This window comes from Herbaspirillum lusitanum, assembly GCF_026127345.1.
Taxonomy (GTDB): domain Bacteria; phylum Pseudomonadota; class Gammaproteobacteria; order Burkholderiales; family Burkholderiaceae_D; genus Herbaspirillum; species Herbaspirillum lusitanum.
Window position 1 is genome coordinate 404,082 of record NZ_QXFG01000003.1, and the last position, 17,780, is coordinate 421,861.

Here is a 17,780-nt window from a genome sequence, read left to right on the forward strand (position 1 = left end):
GGCGCGGGCTTTTCAATTGCAGGCTGGCCGCTATCAGGCCGCCGATGCAGCCGTCCGGCGCGCCGCGCTGCGTTTGAGCAGCCATGCCGCGAACACGAAAGCCGCCGCCACCAGTCCCAGATTCCGCGCCGAGCCTTCGGCCACCGTCAGCGCGCCGGCGCTGGCGCCGATCGAGAAGCCCAGGTACATGAACGAGGCGTTGAGCGACATCGCGATCGGGGCCAGCTTGATGCCGGCGATGCCGATCAGGTTGGTCTGCTGCGCCGGATAGAAGGCCCATCCCGAAATGCCCCACACGATCACGCTCAGGAACACCGGCAGCACCGCCAGGCTGGCCGGCAGCAGGTAGGCAATCGCGGTCAGCGTCAGGAAGGCGGCGATCAGGAACATCAGCGCCGGACCGGTAACGCGGCGGAAGCCGACGCGGTCGGCGATCTTGCCGCCGGCCATGACGCCGATCGCAGCCGAGATGCCCCAGGCGAACAGCACGTAGCCGACGTGGGTGCCGTGGATGCCGGTGACCTGGTTCAGGTACAGCGCGAAATAGGTGTACATGGTGTACGCGCCGGTGGCCCACAGCAGCGTGGTCAGCAGGGCGCGCAGCACGGCCGGGTCGCGCGCGGCCAGCACGCGTTCACGCAGGCTGGCGACCGGCAGGTTGTTGCCGATGGCGCGCGGCAGTCCCAGCATCAGGCCCAGCGTCGCGATGGCTGCCAGCAGCGCCACCCCGGCGAAGGTCATGCGCCAGCTGAGGCTGTCGGCGATCACGGTCCCCAGCGGCGCCGCCAGCGCCACTGCCACGGTAATCCCGCCGCTCACCAGCGCCAGCGCACTGCCGCGTTTTTCCGGCGCGACCAGCGCACCGGCCAGAGCCAGCGCATTGGGTACGTACAGGCCGGCGGCGAAGGCCAGCAGGATGCGCGCGGTCATCAGCGACCAGTAACCGCCGGCTTGCCAGGCCAGCAGGTTGGCCAGCGTGAAGGCGGTCATCGCGCCGATCAGCAGGCCGCGGCGGCTCAGGGCGCCGGTCAGCGCGGTCAGGATCGGCGAACTGATGGCGTAAGCGGCGGTGAACGCCACCACCAACTGGCCGGCGACCGCAACGCTGACGCCGAGGTCCTTGGCGACCGTCGGCAAAATGCCGGCGATCATGAAACCCTCGGCGCCGACGGCGAAGGTGCCCAGCGCCATCCAGTACAGAGGCGCATTGCTCGCCGCAGGAGCGGAAGTGGGAAGAGAAGATGTGTTCATGAAATTCTCGATATAAAAATGAGATGAAATGACCGGTCGTCTTAAACTTGGTGAAAAAAATGCCGCTCCATTGAAGCGGCTTGCTGCAAATATTCTGTGTAGCGTGAATCGGTTCTGTTCTGCTCAGCTCAGGACTTTGTTGAAAACCACTTCCATGAATTGATCGAAGGCATCCGGGCTGCGCTCCACGCGCACGCGCAAGGTCGCGCCTTCCCAGGCATTGAGCAGGAAACCCGCCAATGTCTTGGCGCTCAGCTGGTTCGGGATACTGCCGTCTTGCTGGCCGGCGGTAATCGCGTATTCGAGCGCGGTGCTCCAGTTGCCGTAAATCCTGAGCAGCTGCTCGCGAATCACCGGGCTTTGCTCCGACAATTCCGCAGTCATGTTGCCGATCATGCAGCCGTGCTGAAAACCACGGTCAACCAGGCGCTGGTTGAGCGCCGTGAAGTAGCCGCGCAAGCGTTCCAGCGCCGGCAGGCGGTCGTCGGCCAGGATCTCGCGCAATGTGCTGCGACGTGAGGCATAGTCGCTGACGATTTCGGCGGCGAGGGCTTCCTTGCTCTCGAAATGGTTGTAAAACGAACCCTTCGGCACGCCGGCCTCGACCGTGATGTCTTGCACGCTCGACGCGTTGAAACCGCGTTCCAACAGGAGTTTGAGCGCGGCGTCGAAAATCTGGTCACGGGTATTTGGCTTGGACATGCAGCGATAATATGACCGGTCGTCTTAAAAGTCAACGGGAGCCGTGAAGTTGTGGCGAAAATGCCATGACGTAGGGTTTGTGGTGTATGGCGCGACGTTCTTCTTTGGTTGCTTGCGGGAACTCCATCCGGCCGACTACGCCGCACCTGTCTCTGTATCATCGTCTTGCTCCGCAGTTTTTCATTCGTATGAAGACATCCTCGAAAACAAGATTTCCTCCAGTGCAACGCTGGTCTACAATCGGCCATCGACATAAAATCAAAGCCGGTGTCAGCAGCAGTGCCCACCCCGGCGTCGACTCGAGACCACAACAAAAATCGCATTCAGGAAGGGTTGTCAGTCATGCACAGCTTTCTGCCGCTTGCTTATCAAATCGACAAACTCGCCCGCAGGCTCGCCGGCAGTTTTCCAGATACGTTTTCAGCCGATGCGCGCGAGTTGCTGGTGATCGGCGCGGAGACCACGCCGGTACTGCGCAACGGCGCTGAAGTGCTCAATCTCAATTTCGGCAGGATCGACAGTTTTTCGGCGGCCACCGGCGGCAGCGCCACCATCTTCGTCCAGCGCGGCAAGGACTTCGTGCGCATCTCGACTTCGGTGAAAAAAGAGAACGGCGAACGCGCCATCGGCACCTTGCTCGATCATGCCCACGCCGGTTATCGCGACTTGCTGGCCGGCCGCAGCTATACCGGCTTCGCTCAATTGTTCGGCCGCCAGTACATGACCCGCTACGACCCGGTGCGCGACGCGCAGGGGCGGGTGGTGGCGGTGCTGTATGTCGGCATCGACGTCAGCCAGCGCTTCCAGGTCGGCATCGGCGCGCGCTTGGGCATGCTGGCCTTCGGCATCGCCGGCACGGTGCTGGGCGCTTATGTCTGGGCGAGCGTTGCGGCCGTGTCGGCGCTGCCGCCCGCGACCTCAGGCGCGCCCGCGATCATCGCAGCGCTGCTGCTGCGCTATGGTGCGATCGCGCTGGGTTTGCTGGCGCTGGGCATGGGCGGTCTGTATTGGCTGGCGCAACGCATGGTGACGCGACCGCTGGTCGATGCCACGGCCGCCGCACAGCAATTGGCCAAGGGCGATCTCACCACCATGATCCACGTGGGCCGGCGCGATGAGATCGGCCAGCTGACGCAAGCCATCAACGGCGTCGCTCAAGGACTGGCGACCATCGTCGGCGCCGTGCGTGGAAGTTCGGAACGCATCAATATCGCCGCGCACGAGATTGCCGCCGGCAACGACGACCTGTCGGCCCGCGCGGAAGCGCAGGCCGGCGCGCTCGAGCAGGTGCGCGCCACCATGGATAATTTCAGCGCCGCCATCCGCAACAACGCAAGTCACACGCAACAGGCCGGCAACCTGGTCGACAACGCTTCCACGCATGCCGGCGAAGGCGGCAAGGTGGTCGGCTCGGTGGTGGCGACGATGGGCGCGATACGCGCCAGTTCGCACAAGGTCGCCGACATCATCGGCGTGATCGACGGCATCGCCTTCCAGACCAATATCCTGGCGCTCAACGCCGCCGTGGAAGCGGCGCGCGCCGGTGAACAAGGCCGCGGCTTTGCGGTGGTCGCGACCGAAGTGCGCCAGCTGGCGCAACGCTCGGCCGCCGCCGCGCGCGAGATCAAGGATCTGATCGCCGAATCGGTGGCCAACGTCGACCACGGCGACCGCCTTGCCGGCCAGGCCGGCGGCGCCATGTCCGGAATCGAGACGGCCATCGGCAGCGTGGCGACGATCATGCGCGATATTGCAACCGCCGGCGCCGGACAGACTGAAGACATCGGCGAAGTCACGCGCGCCGTCGGCGACATCGACCAGATGACGCAGCAAAACGCCGCACTGATCGAGCAGGCCGCGACTGCCGCCGAGAGCCTGCGCCACGAAGCGGAAAAGCTGGTGGAGCAGGTCGGCGCTTTCAAACTGGCGCAGCGCGGCTGATCGCCGATCTCGATTGATCCCCCGTCCATCCGCAATCCATCCGGAGTCCAATGGTTCACTACAAACGTTCATCCACGGCACTGCTGGCAGCAGCCTTCGTACTGCTGGCCTGTGTGGCAATCATCGGCCTCGATATCTGGCGCACCTGGCAGGCGCGCGTGATCGAGGAGCGCGAAGCCACCGTTTCGGTCACCAACATGGCGCGCGCGCTGGCGCAGCATGCCGATGACACGTTGAAGGAAGCCGACACCGTGCTGGTGGGTTTGCTGGAGCGCCTGCGCATCGACGGCACCGGGCCGGCAGCGCTGGAGCGCCTGCATCGCCTGCTGGCGGTACAGGTCAAGGAACTGCCGCAGCTCAACGGCATCTTCGTCTACGACAGCCAGGGTCGCTGGGTCGTCAATTCGCAGCCGCGGCTGGACAACACGCAGAACAATGCTGATCGCGAGTATTTCATTTATCACCGCGACCATCCCGACGACGGCCCCTATATCGGTTCGCCGGTGCGCAGTCGATCCACCGGAAAGTGGATCGCCACGGTGAGCCGCCGCGTCAACAACGCCGACGGCAGTTTTGGCGGGGTGGTGCTGGCGACGGTGGACATGGCTTACTTCCAACGTTTCTACGACAGCTTCGACATCGGCAAGTCCGGCGCTATCCTGCTGGCGCTCAACCGCGGCACCATCGTGTTCCGCCGTCCGCTGCGCGAAGACTCGATCGGCAAGAGCATGGCCGACGCCGCCATCTACCGCGATCATGCGGCCAGGCACGCCAGCGGCCTGGCCGTCATCAAGTCGTCGCAGGACGGCGTGGAGCGTATCAACGGCTACCGCCATCTGGACGCTTTCCCGCTGTTCGTTTCGGTGGCGCTGTCGCGCGACGAGATTTTTGCCGAATGGCGCGCCGACGCCTATATGCACATGATCGGCGTGCTGCTCCTGGTGACCGGTTTTGCGGTCATGGGGCGGCGCATGGTGGCGCAGATCGATAAGCGCTCGATCGCCGAGAACGAAGCCAACGAAGCGCGCGCACAAGTGGAGAAACTGAATCAGACCCTGGAGCGGCTGGCCTTGCAGGACGGTCTCACCGGCCTGGCCAACCGGCGTCAGTTCGACGTCGCGCTGGCGCGGGAAATGAGCCGGGCGGTACGTAGCGGCGAGAGCCTGGCCTTGATCATGATCGATGTCGACCGCTTCAAGTTGTACAACGATTTATATGGGCATCTGTCCGGCGACGAATGCCTGCGCAAGGTCGGGAAAACCATCCTGTCCGGCGAACGGCGTCCCGGCGATCTGGCGGCGCGTTACGGTGGCGAGGAATTCGCCATCATCCTGCCCGATTGCGATGCCGCGGGCGCGACGGCGATTGCGGAACAGATCCGACTGGCGGTGCGTGCGCAGCAGATCGAACATGCGGCCAATCCGGACGGTATCGTGACGGTCAGTCTAGGCGTCGGTTGTTTGCCTGAAGTGAAACGGGAGATGTCGGTGCGCGATCTGATCGGTGTCGCGGATCAGGCGCTGTATCGCGCCAAGGGCGACGGCAGGGACCGCGTCGGCGTGTAAGCAGGTGTCCGGTATGGAAGTTTGCCGCGAATCGAGGAATCCGCCGCAGCTCGCCATCAGCGGGCGATGGTGGATTTTTCGGACTTGTCGGATTCCTGCTCCATTACCTCGCCGGCCACCACTTGCATTTCGTCGTCAAATGCGGCGACGGCAGGTGTCTTTACGGTACTGCGATTGAGTACATGGATTTCCGCATTACGCAGTTTCGGCGCTTCGTCCGGAACGATATTCCGGACCTGATACATGGCGAGGTCGTTTTCCCATTTCTTTTCACGGTAGAAAAAGTAGAGCAGGAAAACCAGGCCGACGCTCAGGTAGGAGACGACGGCGAGGAACATGTCTTGCTGGAGCAGGTGGAAGATGAAATCCATGGCTATATGTGCTCTCTGAGGATGGGGTTGCGCGATGTGGTGATGATAATGAACAGCTCCTGCTACTGATATCGGGGAATTCCTTATTCCTTGCCGGCACTGGTTTCCGGGTGCGCGGCAAGGGCCTGGAATGCATCAACACATCAGCGCATCAACACGTCAATGCATCAGCGTTTTCTTGAGCGCCGCGGCAAGCTCGTCGATGGCAAATTTGGCGACGTAGCCGTTGGCGCCAACGCTGCGCACATGGTCCTCGTTGGCCGAGCCCGACAGCGATGAATGAATCACCACCGGAATCCCCTTGTAGCGCTGATCGGCCTTGATGTTGCGGGTCAGCGTGAAGCCGTCCATCTCGGGCATTTCCAGATCGGTCAGCATCAGCGCCACCTTGTCGGCGATCTGCTTGCCTTCACGCTGCGCTTCGGCGCCCAATACCTGCAGTTTTTCCCAGGCTTCCTTGCCGCTCTTGGTCATGATGAATGGCACTCCCAGCGTGGTCAGGCCGTCTTCGATCAGCGCGCGCGCCACCTTGGAGTCGTCCGCCGCCAGTACAATGGCGCCGGGTTTGACCAGATCCTTCAGCTCGCCGTTGCGGCCGCTGTCGAGCGCCTGCTTGACCGGCGACGTCATGTTCAGGATCTGCTCCACGTCCAGCACCTGCACCAGGCGGCTGCCGTCGACGTCTGAATCGAGTCGCGCGATGCTGGTGACGAGGTCGCCGCCGGCGCTGGCTTCGGCCGAGAGCACCTGGCTCCAGTCGAGGCGCACGATTTCTTCCACCGATTCCACTGCGAAGGCCTGGGTATTGCGAGCATATTCGGTGATCAGCAGGATGTTCAGGCCAGTCTTCGGCTTGCAGCCCGTGACGGCGGGCAGGTCGATCACTGAAATCACCTGACCGCGGATGTTGACCATGCCCAGCATCGGCGCCTTGGTGCCGGCGGCCGTGGTGATCGGCACCATCGGCACGATCTCGCGGATCTTGAAGACGTTGATGCCGAACAACTCACCCGGGCCGTCGCCGTTGGCGCTGCCGAGGCGGAACAACAGCAACTCGAATTTGTTGCTGGAAGTCAGGTTCGTGCGCTCGTCGATTTCTTTTTGGAATGCATCCATGGAGGCCTCAGGTGGTAGGTTGGGTTGCGGGCAGGAAGTGTTTTTTCCGGATCAGAATTGTTCCCAGGAGCCGGTCTCGTCGTTGGCTGCGCTCGGTGATTTCAGCGCCGGCCGGGTTTCCTTGCGAACGGCGACCGGTTTGGCCGGTTTCACTCCCGGCATGCGGGTCGGGGTGATATCGATAGTGCGCTTCGGCGCGGCCGGCTTGCTCAGTGCAGCGCGTTCGTCCAGCTTGAAGACGCTGACCACTTCCGACAGGCGGCCGGCCTGTTCCTGCATCGACTGCGCGGCGGCGGCGGCTTGTTCGACCAGCGCGGCGTTCTGTTGCGTGACTTCGTCCATTTGCGTGATGGCGAGATTGATCTGTTCGATGCCCTGGCTTTGCTCGTGGCTGGCGGCGGTGATTTCGCTGACGATGTCAGTCACGCGGCGCACGCTGTTGACGACTTCTTCCATGGTGGCGCCGGCTTGTTCGACCAGCTTGCTGCCGACATCGACCTTGGACACCGAGTCATCGATGAGGATCTTGATTTCCTTGGCGGCGGCGGCCGAGCGCTGCGCCAGGCTGCGTACTTCCGAGGCGACCACGGCGAAGCCGCGGCCTTGTTCGCCGGCGCGTGCCGCTTCGACAGCCGCATTCAATGCAAGGATGTTGGTCTGGAACGCAATGCCGTCGATCACGCCGATAATGTCGACGATCTTCTTCGACGAGTCGTTGATCGACCCCATGGTATCGACCACCTGGCCGACCACGTTGCCGCCGGCGACCGCAACTTCCGAGGCCGTGACGGCGAGTTGATTGGCCTGGCGGGCATTGTCGGCGTTTTGCTTGACGGTCGAGGTCAGCTCTTCCATGGCGGAGGCGGTTTCTTCCAGCGAGCCGGCCTGTTGTTCCGTGCGCGAAGACAAGTCCATGTTGCCGCTGGCGATTTCGTTGGATGCGGTGGCGATGGTGTCGGTGCCGGTGCGTACCTCGCCGACGATCTTGAGCAGGTTGTCGTTCATGCCGCGCAGCGCTTCCAGCAACTGGCCGGTTTCATCCTTGCTCGCGGCGTGGATGGTGGCGGTCAGGTCGCCGCCGGCGACGCGTTGAGCGACGTTGACTGCTTCGGTCAGCGGACGCGCGATGACCCGTGAAATCCACACCGCCAATGTCATTGCCGCAGCCATGCAGATCAGCAACATGGCAATGATCCACGTGCGTGCGTTGGCATAGGTGACGTCGGCATCGGCGCTGGATTTCTCTGCGCCCTTTTCGTTGACGTCAACCAGCTTTTCAACCTGATCGAGCAGGCTGCGGTAGACCTTCGTGGACTCGCCTTTGAGCAGCAGGCGGGCATCTTCGTTCTTGTCGGAGCGCGAGATATCGAGGATCTTCTTGTGTTCGGCCAAGAATACGTCAAGGGATTTTTCGATATCCGGATAAAGCGCTTTTTCCTCCGGTTCGCTGATCTGCGCCTGGTAGTCGCTTCGTTGCTTTGCCAGCGCGGCAATCTGCTTGTTGGCGTTGCGCTCTATTTCTTCGAACTCTTGCGGCGTCGACGCCAGGATGTGTTGCAGCTCGAAACTGCGAATGCGCGACAGCGACAGTTTCAGTTGCGACAGCGTGCGGATGCTCGGCAGCCAGTTGGTGGCGATCTCGGTCGAGGCCTGGTTGACGCGGCTCAGTTCGCGGATGGCGAATGCGCCGAGGGCGGCTTCGAGGGCGACTACGATGAAAAAGACCGAAATCAGTTTTCTGGAAATTTTCAGATCGTAAAACCACTTCATGTTTCTCTCCTGAGGGACCGCGATGGCGCTGCACCTTGCCGGCGGCAAGGGTGACTGAATCTGGCCATCAGGCAGGGAGCCGGTGTGGCGTCGGATGATCGTGCCTGCCGAAGCCGGGCCGGTGGAAATTCCGCTATGCCCGATGTGTAACCAGAGTATCGAATCGCCATACTCTTCGGTATCAGTGAATTCCTGATAGCTGAAAGGTAATAAAAGCGGGGAAGTGAAAAGAGGCGTGGGCTACACGGTACTTGTCTTGCATGGGGGAAACGCTGCAGTTGCCGGCGTGATCGGGGATAATAGAGGTCTTTAATCTCAACAAGGATCGTCGTGGCAGTCTCCATCAAAACCGAAAAACAGATCGCCATGATGCGCGTGGCAGGCGGCCTTGCGGCGGAAGTGCTGGAGATGATCGGCGAGTATGTCGTGCCCGGCGTGTCGACCGAAGAACTCGACCGGCGCTGCCACGACTACATCCGCAAGGTCCAGAAAGCCACGCCGGCCAACGTCGGCTATCACGGGTTTCCGAAGACGCTGTGCACCTCGGTCAACAGCGTGGTCTGCCACGGCATCCCCAGCACGCGCGATGTACTCAAGGACGGCGACATCGTCAATATCGACGTCACGGTGATCAAGGACGGCTGGCACGGCGACACCAGCCGCATGTATTTTGTCGGCACGCCCAAACCGGAAGCGGCGCGGCTGGTGCAGACCACGCTCGACGCCATGCTGGCCGGGATCGCCGTGGTGCGGCCGGGCGCGCGCCTGGGCGACGTCGGCCACGCCATCCAGACGCTGGCCGAAGGCGCCGGCTATTCCGTGGTCCGCGAATACTGCGGCCACGGCATCGGCAAGGTGTATCACGAAGAACCGCAGGTGCTGCACTACGGCACCCGCAATTCAGGCCTGCTGCTGCGCCAGGGCATGACCTTCACGATCGAGCCGATGATCAATCTCGGCGCGCGCGCCGTGCAGCAACTCGACGACGGCTGGACCGTGGTCACGCGCGACGGCTCGCTCTCGGCGCAATGGGAACACATGATCGCGGTGACCGCCGACGGCGCCGAAATCCTCACCCCCTGGCCGTCCGCCAGATAATCCCCTCCCGTGCAGCTGATTGAACCGCGTCGGCAAGGCTGACGCGCGCATCGGTTATCATTTCTTGCCGCGCGGCATTCGCGCGCTTGTTGTTCTCCGGTTCGCCTGCCTGCAACTTCCATCCACCGTCCTGACAACGATACTTATCCGCTCATGAAAATTTCTCCGTCGCTGCCGCTGTGGTCCATCGTTTCACCCGTCCTGGGCTGGCTGGTGTACGCCGTCAACTTCCTGCAACCGGCTGGCTGGTTTGCCGCGCTGCTGGTGATCGGCCTGATGGCCAGCGTGCTGGCTGCGGTGTATCACGCCGAAGTGGTGGCGCACAAAGTCGGCGAACCGTTCGGCACGCTGGTGCTGGCGCTGGCGGTGACGCTCATCGAGGTGGCGCTGATCGTGTCGCTGATGCTGACCGGCGGCGAGGCGACCACGGGGCTGGCGCGCGATACGGTGTTCGCGGCGATCATGATCATCCTCAACGGCATCGTCGGCATTTGCCTGCTGGTGGGTTCCAGCCAGCACGGCGAGCAATCGTTCGGTCAGCGCGGCGTCAGCGCGTCGCTGGCGACGCTGGCGGCGATTGCGGTGCTCACGCTGGTGTTGCCGAACTACACGCTGACGACAGCGGGTCCGTTCTACAGCACCAGTCAGCTGGCCTTCATCGCGGTGATTTCATTGGTGTTGTACGGCACCTTCGTGCTGGTGCAGACGGTGCGCCACCGCGACTATTTCCTGCCGCCCAACGCCGCCGGCGATGCGGAAGCGCACGCCGAGCCGCCTTCCAACAAGGTGGCGATCATCGCCGCCTTGCTGCTGCTGGCTTGCCTTGGCGCCGTGGTATTGCTGGCCAAGGCGCTGGCGCCGACGCTGGAAGCCGGTCTGGATAATCTGGGCGCGCCGAAGTCGGTGGTCGGCATCATCATCGCCGCCATCGTGCTGTTGCCGGAAGGACTGGCGGCGGTGCGCGCCGCGCGCGCCAACCGTTTGCAGACCAGCCTCAATCTCGCGATCGGTTCAGCCCTGGCCAGTATCGGCCTGACGATTCCAGCGGTGGCGGTGGTGTCGCTGGCGACCGGCTGGACCTTGTCGCTGGGACTGGACATCAAGTCGACGGTGCTGCTGATGCTGTCGTTCATCGTCGCCGCCTTCTCGCTGAGCACGGGCCGCACGACGGTCATGCAAGGCATGGTGCATCTGGTGATTTTTGCGGTGTATTTGTTTACCACGATCGTGCCGTAACAGACGGGCATCGATTCGATCAACGCCGCAGATTGGCGGCGTCCTTGCGCAGCGGATCGAGCAGCGAGCGCAGGGCGTTGTGGTCGAGTTCGTACATGAGCGCAATCAGGCTGCCCAGTTCGCCGCGCGGAAACCCCTCGCGCGCAAACCAGCCGAGATAGTGGCCCGGCAGGTCGGCCAACAGCCGGCCCTGGTATTTCCCATAAGGCATTTTCATGCTGACCAGCTTGAGCAAAGATTCCTGATCCATCGCGACTACCTCTTCATGGAAAAGCGCTGTCGATCTTGACGTCGTCGTGCGGGCGACGTTCAGGCGCAGTTCAGGCAAATATTCGAGCCACGCGCGACGCGGGGTAAATTCGTATTGTCGCAGGGAAAGAAGCGCGTGCGGTTTTATAATCGTGACAGTCCTGTTCGCTTCAGCTTTCTCTTGCCCTTTGGTTTTCTCCTTCTTTCTGCTCGCATGCCTACTTTCCGCATCGACGATCCGCAACCGACCCCGCCAATAGAACCGGCGCTGGAAGATTGCTGCCAAAGCGGTTGCGATCCCTGCATCTTCGATATTTACCAGGATGCGCTGGAGCGTTACCGGGTTGCTTTGCAAGAATGGCAGGCGCGCCAGCAGGCCAGGACCGGCCGCAAGGATTCCTGAAGGCAATAAACCAGCCGTTGTCACCTGACGGTCATAATCCTCAGGTATGTTCCAACGGTGCCGACCGCAGCTGGTCGCCGCCTGTTCAAGCTATTCAGGCTATTCAGGCATCATCCGATGGAGAGAAAATGAACGACGAAGAACTGGTGCGCCGCATTCATCGCGAGCTCGCCGACAGTTACGACGAAGAGCTGGAACTGGAAATCGAAGATCGCACGATTGAGCAACTGGCCGGCGGTGTCGACGCCGTCAGCGAGCAGGACAAGGCCGACCGTCGCCTGTATTTCCGCGAACTGTTCCGCCTGCAGGCCGAGCTGGTCAAGCTGCAGGACTGGGTGGTCGCCACCGGCCACAAGGTGGTGATCCTGTTCGAAGGCCGCGATGCAGCGGGCAAGGGCGGCGTCATCAAGCGCATCACCCAGCGCCTCAATCCGCGCGTCTGCCGTGTCGCCGCGTTGCCGGCGCCGAATGATCGCGAACGCACGCAATGGTATTTCCAGCGCTATATTTCGCATCTGCCCGCAGCCGGTGAAATCGTGCTGTTCGACCGCAGCTGGTACAACCGCGCCGGCGTCGAACGCGTGATGGGTTTCTGCAGCGACGACCAGTACGAAGAATTCTTCCGTTCCGCGCCGGAGTTCGAACGCATGCTGGTGCGTTCCGGTATCCAGCTGGTCAAGTACTGGTTCTCGATCACCGACGAAGAGCAGCACATGCGCTTCCTGAGCCGCATCCATGATCCGCTCAAGCAGTGGAAACTGAGCCCGATGGACCTGGAGTCGCGCCGCCGCTGGGAGGACTACACCAAAGCCAAGGAAATCATGCTGGAGCGCACCCACATCGCCGAAGCGCCGTGGTGGGTGGTGCAGGCGGTCGACAAGAAGAAGGCGCGCCTGAACTGCATCCATCATCTGCTGAACCAGATGCCGTACGGCGAGGTCGAGCACGCGCCGATTTCGTTGCCGGAGCGCGAGCGCCACGACGACTACTTCCGCCGCGAAGTGTCGAGCGAGATTCTGGTGCCGGAAGTTTACTGACGGTCGCGGTCACTTGCGGAAGTCGGTCGCGCATGAAAAACGGGAGCCCCTGGGCTCCCGTTTTTCATTGGTGCTGCCTGCTGACCATGCGCGATCAGCTCAGAAGTACCGGTTCAGAAATACTTTTTGACGATCTCGCCGAAAGCCTGTTCCGCCGGCATGCCGCCACGCATCAGCGTGGTGATTTCTTCCGAATGCTCGCCGATGGTGTCCGGCAAAGTGGCGCGGTTGGCCTTGAAGTATTCGTACTTGTCGCTGTCGACCTGGTCCTTGGCGCGGGTCGCTGCGCTTGGCGCACGCGTGGTGGCGCGCTTGACGCCGCCGGTGCTCAGCGTGCGGGTGGTCTTGCTGCCGCCGGCCTTGGCCAGCCTGACCTGGTCCAGCGTGAACACGCCGGTGGCGTTGCCTGGAGCAAATTCGCCGTCTTCCGGATGATGCAGGTGATGATTGCCATCGAAGGCCATCTTCTTGCCGGCAGTGTTGGTCAACTGATAACGCGGACCGTTGCCCGACGTGACCAGTGCGAACTGGACGCGCTCGCCGTAAATGCCCATCTGGGTAATGACGCCTGCCAGGTAGGGCGCTTTCAGGGTGTCGATGTTGCCGTTCCAGCGTTTGCTTCTTGTCGTAGTCAAAATATGTACTTCCGTAATGATGGCGGCCGCGCGCAAGAGGATCTCGGAAAAACAGGGATCGGGGCGGCCGGCCTTGAAAAAACAGCGTGACCTGCCATTATCCTCTTCTCGCGCCCAGATTGACAGCGCGATGCAGCAAATTTTGCCGCAAGGGATCGCCCCGAAAACCGAAAATGCCCGTCCACAGCGCTTTTCCGCCTTCCCAGAGCGGTCCTGGAATGCTTCCATACGGCAATAACGGCGCTATAATGCGCCAAGTCCGCGCTCGCGGAGATCGCCCACAAGAAACGCACTAAAAACGGAAAAATCATGGGGTCGGGAAACTATACATATCGCGTATTCATGTTGGTCGCCTTGTGCTGTGGCTGCGCCGGCGCTCCCGTACACGCCCAGGTGCAGGATTATGTCCCGGCCGGCATCGTCAAGGTCGTCAGCGGCAACGTCCAGGTGCTGCGCCGCGAACAGCCTTCGCTCGCCCATGTCGGCGACCGCGTGTTTTCGGGCGATCGGCTGCTGACCGCCGAGGGCGCCGCCGTCGGCATCACGTTGCGCGACGACACCTTGCTGTCGCTTGGCCCCAAGAGCAATTTCCTGCTGGAGCAATACAACTTCGACGCCAGCTCCGGCGAAGGCAACGTCGCCGTGCGCGTGGTCAAGGGCACGCTGCGCTACGTCACCGGCCTGATCGGCAAGCATGCGCCGGAACGCCAGCAAGTCGCGACGCCGACGGCAACTATCGGCATTCGCGGCACCGACTTCATTGTGGACGTGGCCGATGAATAAGCTGATTCAGCAATTCACCCGGCTGCCGGCGCCGGCGACGCTGGCGCTGCTGCTGGCAGCTTGCGCCGGTCCCAAGGAGCGCTTCGTCCTCCTGCCGCAGCCGGACGGCTCGTCCAGCAGCATCGTGGTCAAGTCCGGCGGCAGCGAAACTGCGCTGGCGACGCCCTACGCCTCGGTCGAAACGCAGGCAGGAAAAGCCGGCAAGACGCTCACGCTGAGCGAAGCCGACGTCAGCAAGCGCTATGCGCCGGTGATGGAAAACCTGCCGCTGCGTCCGCGTACCTACGTGTTGCAATTTGAACTCGGGCGCGATCGCCTGACGCCGGCTTCGCGCAAATTCCTCGACCAGGCGATTGACGAATTCAAGCAATTCCCGGCCGGTGAATTCCTCGTCATCGGCCATGCCGACAACATCGGCAACGACGCCTTCAACGACACGCTGTCGGTTCGCCGCGCCAAGCTGGTTGAGACCGAACTGATACGTGCTAAAGTCAATCTGATCAGCATCGAAGTGATCGGCAAGGGCTCGCGCGAACCGCGCTTCCCGGCCAGGAAGGGCGTGCCGGAACCGCGCAACCGCTACGTCGAGATCAAGCTGCGCTGAAACGCACTGAAAACAATAACGTGAGACATGGCCGATATCTACCTCGCGTACTCGCCCGAGACGCGCGCGAATTACTATGGCGACAAACCGCTGGCGCTGTTGCAGGCGCTGGGAACGGTGCGCCTGAATGACAGCGAAACACCGCTGACTCCAAGCGACCTGGTGCGCGCCGCCGCCGGTTGCGACGTCATCGTCGCGCCGCGCATTCCGGCGGCGACGGCCGAAGTCTTCGATCATCTGCCGCAACTGGTCGCCTATTGCCGCGGCGCGGTCGATATCCGCAACATCGACGTCGCCGCCGCCAGCCGCAACGGCGTGCTGGTCACGCGCGCCACACCGGGCTTCGCTGCCTCGGTGGCGGAATGGGTGCTGGCCGCGATGTTCGATCTCAGCCGCGGCATCAGCGATGCCGCGCTGGCCTATCGCAACGGCATCGTGCCCGCCGTCAGGATGGGCCGCGAATTGCGCGGCGCAACCTTGGGTGTGGCCGGCTACGGCACCATCGGCCAATACCTGTGCCGCATCGCGCAAGCGCTCGGCATGAAGATCGTCGTCGCCGATCCCTATGCAAGCATCATCGAACCGTCGCACGTCGCGGCCAGCTTCGAGGCCATGCTGGCGCAATCCGATTTCGTGGTCTGCCTGGCCCCGGCTACGGCCGAGACGGCGCAATTATTCAACGCCGCCGCCTTCGCGAAGATGCAGGCGTCGGCTTTCTTCATCAATGCCTCGCGCGGAGAGCTGGTCGACGAGGCGGCGCTGCTGCAGGCGCTGGATCACGGGGTCATCCTCGCTGCCGCACTCGACGTCGGCATGGCGCCCGACCAGATGCCGTCGCCGCTGCTGGCGCGCCATCCGCGTGTGATCGCCACGCCGCACATCGGCGGCCTGACGCCGCAGGCGGCCGAACATCAGGCGATGGACACGGTCCATCAGGTGGCGGCGATCCTTGCCGGTCGGCTGCCTCAAGGCGCGGTCAATGCCGACCAGTCGCACCGGCTGGCGCGCTTCAGTGCAGCACAATAAGCGCAGCACAATAAGATCAGCGGAGACCGCGCATGACTTCCAGCACAATCCCGGACGGCGCCTGCGACTGCCATATCCACATTTACGATTACACGCGTTTCGCGCTGATGCCGGCCGCACCCTCGACGCCGCCGCAATCGCTGTGGTCCGACTACCAACGCGAACAGCAGGCGCTAGGCCTGACGCGCGCGGTGATCGTGCAGCCGACCGGCTACGGTTTCGACAACCGCTGCACGCTCGATGCGCTGGAACAGGCGCAGGGCAATGCGCGAGCGATCGTCACGGTACCGCTGGACATTGCCGAAAGCGAACTTGCAGCGCTGCACCGGGCCGGCGTGCGCGGCGTGCGTTTCATGATGGTGGCCAATGGCGGCGGCGTAATGCGTTGGGACATGCTGGAACCGATCGCCGCCAAGATTGCGCCGCTCGGCTGGAACATCAACCTGCAGATCGATGGTCGTGATGTTGAACAATACGAAGACGTGCTGAAGTCCTTGCCGTGCCGGGTCGTGATCGACCACAACGGTAAATTCCTCAAGCCGGTGACGCCCGACCATCCGGCCATGCAAAGCCTGTTGCGCCTGCTCGATACGGGACGTTGCTGGATCAAGTTGTCGGCGCCGTATGAGACCTCGCAAACCGGCGCGCCGCACTATGAAGACGTCAGCGCACTGGCGCGCACCTTCGCGCACAAGTTTCCCGAGCGCTGCCTGTGGGCCAGCAACTGGCCGCATCCCGGCCGCAATCCGCAACCGTCCAATCGTGCGCTGTTCGACCTGTTGCCGGCATGGGCGCCGTCGGCCGAAGTACGCACGCGCATCCTGGTCGATAACCCGGCGGCGCTTTACGGGTTCTGAGCGAAGTTGAAAATGAGGGCCGGTGCAATCGCCGGATCTTCATCGAAGCTGTCGGGATCGTCGAGCGGCCATGCCAGCGACAAGGGCGTCAACTGCACGCCGAAAAGCGCGGCGGTGGTTTCCGTTTCATGCGGCGCACAGCCGCGCGTCATCAGGTCGACCATGGTGGCCGACACGCCGCGTTGCGCTGAAAACCGTTCCGCGCTCACGCAGTGCAGCGGCACCTGGCGGCCATTGACCAGTTGCGCCAGCTCGGCCAGGCTGTGTTCTTCCGGCCCGCCCAGTTCGTAGATGCCGGCATCGCCTTTTCCCAGCGCGGCGGCTTCCGCAATAGTGGCGACGTCGCCGAGGTTGATCGGCCGGCAACGCTGCTCGCCGTCGCCGGCCAGCAATACGGTTTCGCCCGGCATGCGTTGCTGCAACGATAACTCGAACGGCAAGGGATGCGGACTGCCGCGCACCACCGGGCCGATGCGGAAGATCACGCTGTTATGCAGCCGCGCCAGCACGCGTTCGGCCAGGCCCTTGGCTTTCAGATGCCAGTTGTCAGCTTCGGCGTCGGCGTCGACATGAGAGAAATACACCACCCGCGTAGTGCGCGGGCCGATCGCTGCGGCGATGCGCTCGGCGGTGTCCACCATGCCTTGCCGATAGGCGCTCCAGTCGTCGGAACAGGAGCCGGACGTGCCAGTCAGCAATACCACCGCATCGGCTTCGGCGATGACTTCAAAGCTGCGTTCGCTATGGGTCCAGTGGGCCACGGTTTCATCGGCGGTCAGCCGCACCGGTTCGCGCACCAATGCGGTGACATGGACGTCCGCATCGCGCAGCAGCAATAGCAGCAGGCGGCCGGTGGGACTGTTGGCGCCCGCCACGACGACCCGGCGTACGGGCGCAATGGATGGAATCGATGCAATCCTTGATTTGTTCATGACTTCCCCTGTTCGCAACAATGCAGACATGCAGGTGAAGACGTGTGGGCGAGCGAAATATTGTGCGCCGGAGAAAATATTTTTTACTGCTTTGCATTGCGCGGCAAAACGATGACAATCCGGTCAGCAATCATGCTGGCGACCTGGTTGAAGATCGTTCAGCCTGCCGTCAGCAATGTCGGACTGCCATTGAAAACATCGCAT

At 62.5% G+C, this 17,780-nt stretch carries 17 protein-coding genes; 9 read left to right on the forward strand and 8 right to left on the reverse strand.

Features of this window, described 5'->3' with window-relative positions:
* Nucleotides 1-33: 33 nt before the first annotated feature.
* On the reverse strand, nt 34-1,251 hold the full coding sequence (locus tag DXT88_RS03135) for an MFS transporter (protein WP_265211523.1): 1,218 nt from the start codon (nt 1,249-1,251) through the stop codon (nt 34-36).
* 123 nt (nt 1,252-1,374) lie between these two features.
* Entirely contained in the window at nt 1,375-1,953 is a 579-nt protein-coding gene (locus DXT88_RS03140; RefSeq protein ID WP_016835935.1) for a TetR/AcrR family transcriptional regulator, read from the reverse strand.
* 342 nt (nt 1,954-2,295) lie between these two features.
* Between DXT88_RS03140 and DXT88_RS03145 the strand changes: the two genes are divergently transcribed.
* Together DXT88_RS03145 and DXT88_RS03150 are read left to right on the forward strand one after the other, a co-directional pair.
* Nucleotides 2,296-3,894, forward strand: coding sequence for a methyl-accepting chemotaxis protein (locus DXT88_RS03145; RefSeq protein ID WP_407649261.1), 1,599 nt, complete (start codon nt 2,296-2,298; stop codon nt 3,892-3,894).
* Nucleotides 3,895-3,944: 50 nt separating this feature from the next.
* Complete coding sequence (locus DXT88_RS03150; RefSeq protein ID WP_265211524.1) at nt 3,945-5,459, forward strand: GGDEF domain-containing protein; 1,515 nt, start codon at nt 3,945-3,947, stop codon at nt 5,457-5,459.
* Between the two features lie 56 nt (nt 5,460-5,515).
* Here DXT88_RS03150 and DXT88_RS03155 read toward each other — a convergent pair whose 3' ends face one another.
* The 3 genes from DXT88_RS03155 to DXT88_RS03165 form a co-directional block, all read right to left on the reverse strand.
* Nucleotides 5,516-5,830, reverse strand: coding sequence for a hypothetical protein (locus tag DXT88_RS03155; RefSeq protein ID WP_265211525.1), 315 nt, complete (start codon nt 5,828-5,830; stop codon nt 5,516-5,518).
* A 159-nt stretch (nt 5,831-5,989) separates the two neighbouring features.
* A complete protein-coding gene (locus tag DXT88_RS03160; protein WP_265211526.1) occupies nt 5,990-6,946 on the reverse strand; it encodes a chemotaxis protein in 957 nt (318 codons plus the stop codon).
* A gap of 51 nt (nt 6,947-6,997) precedes the next feature.
* Nucleotides 6,998-8,716, reverse strand: coding sequence for a methyl-accepting chemotaxis protein (locus tag DXT88_RS03165; RefSeq protein ID WP_265211528.1), 1,719 nt, complete (start codon nt 8,714-8,716; stop codon nt 6,998-7,000).
* A gap of 330 nt (nt 8,717-9,046) precedes the next feature.
* On the opposite strand from DXT88_RS03165, the gene map reads away from it, so the two are divergent.
* Together map and DXT88_RS03175 are read left to right on the forward strand one after the other, a co-directional pair.
* Nucleotides 9,047-9,814 carry a type I methionyl aminopeptidase gene (gene map, locus DXT88_RS03170; RefSeq protein WP_265211529.1) on the forward strand — a complete coding sequence of 256 codons (768 nt, stop codon included), beginning with the start codon at nt 9,047-9,049 and terminating at the stop codon, nt 9,812-9,814.
* A gap of 153 nt (nt 9,815-9,967) precedes the next feature.
* Nucleotides 9,968-11,050 carry a calcium:proton antiporter gene (locus DXT88_RS03175; protein ID WP_265211530.1) on the forward strand — a complete coding sequence of 361 codons (1,083 nt, stop codon included), beginning with the start codon at nt 9,968-9,970 and terminating at the stop codon, nt 11,048-11,050.
* 19 nt (nt 11,051-11,069) lie between these two features.
* Here the strand turns inward: DXT88_RS03175 and DXT88_RS03180 are convergent, their stop codons facing one another.
* Nucleotides 11,070-11,300: a DUF3820 family protein gene (locus DXT88_RS03180; RefSeq protein ID WP_016835923.1), complete on the reverse strand. Its 231-nt coding sequence runs from the start codon at nt 11,298-11,300 to the stop codon at nt 11,070-11,072.
* A 530-nt stretch (nt 11,301-11,830) separates the two neighbouring features.
* Here DXT88_RS03180 and ppk2 point away from each other — a divergent pair.
* Nucleotides 11,831-12,739 (forward strand): polyphosphate kinase 2, encoded by a 909-nt coding sequence (gene ppk2, locus DXT88_RS03190; protein ID WP_016835921.1) that lies wholly within the window; start codon nt 11,831-11,833, stop codon nt 12,737-12,739.
* A 113-nt stretch (nt 12,740-12,852) separates the two neighbouring features.
* Here the strand turns inward: ppk2 and DXT88_RS03195 are convergent, their stop codons facing one another.
* The gene (locus DXT88_RS03195; protein WP_016835920.1) at nt 12,853-13,374 is read right to left on the reverse strand and encodes a hypothetical protein; all 522 of its coding nucleotides are present in this window, start codon (nt 13,372-13,374) and stop codon (nt 12,853-12,855) included.
* 309 nt (nt 13,375-13,683) lie between these two features.
* Between DXT88_RS03195 and DXT88_RS03200 the strand changes: the two genes are divergently transcribed.
* Genes DXT88_RS03200 through DXT88_RS03215 form a run of 4 tightly spaced genes read left to right on the forward strand, consistent with a single transcriptional unit; the run spans nt 13,684 to nt 16,644 of the window.
* Nucleotides 13,684-14,157: a FecR family protein gene (locus DXT88_RS03200; protein WP_265211534.1), complete on the forward strand. Its 474-nt coding sequence runs from the start codon at nt 13,684-13,686 to the stop codon at nt 14,155-14,157.
* Nucleotides 14,150-14,761 carry an OmpA family protein gene (locus tag DXT88_RS03205; protein WP_265211535.1) on the forward strand — a complete coding sequence of 204 codons (612 nt, stop codon included), beginning with the start codon at nt 14,150-14,152 and terminating at the stop codon, nt 14,759-14,761. The genes DXT88_RS03200 and DXT88_RS03205 overlap by 8 nt, the downstream gene beginning before the upstream one ends.
* Before the next feature lie 27 nt (nt 14,762-14,788).
* Nucleotides 14,789-15,787: an NAD(P)-dependent oxidoreductase gene (locus DXT88_RS03210; protein ID WP_265211536.1), complete on the forward strand. Its 999-nt coding sequence runs from the start codon at nt 14,789-14,791 to the stop codon at nt 15,785-15,787.
* Between the two features lie 32 nt (nt 15,788-15,819).
* Nucleotides 15,820-16,644 carry an amidohydrolase family protein gene (locus DXT88_RS03215; protein WP_265211538.1) on the forward strand — a complete coding sequence of 275 codons (825 nt, stop codon included), beginning with the start codon at nt 15,820-15,822 and terminating at the stop codon, nt 16,642-16,644.
* Here DXT88_RS03215 and DXT88_RS03220 read toward each other — a convergent pair.
* A complete protein-coding gene (locus tag DXT88_RS03220; RefSeq protein ID WP_265211539.1) occupies nt 16,632-17,576 on the reverse strand; it encodes an SDR family oxidoreductase in 945 nt (314 codons plus the stop codon). The two genes, DXT88_RS03215 and DXT88_RS03220, sit on opposite strands and share 13 nt — an antisense overlap.
* Nucleotides 17,577-17,780 lie beyond the last annotated feature (204 nt).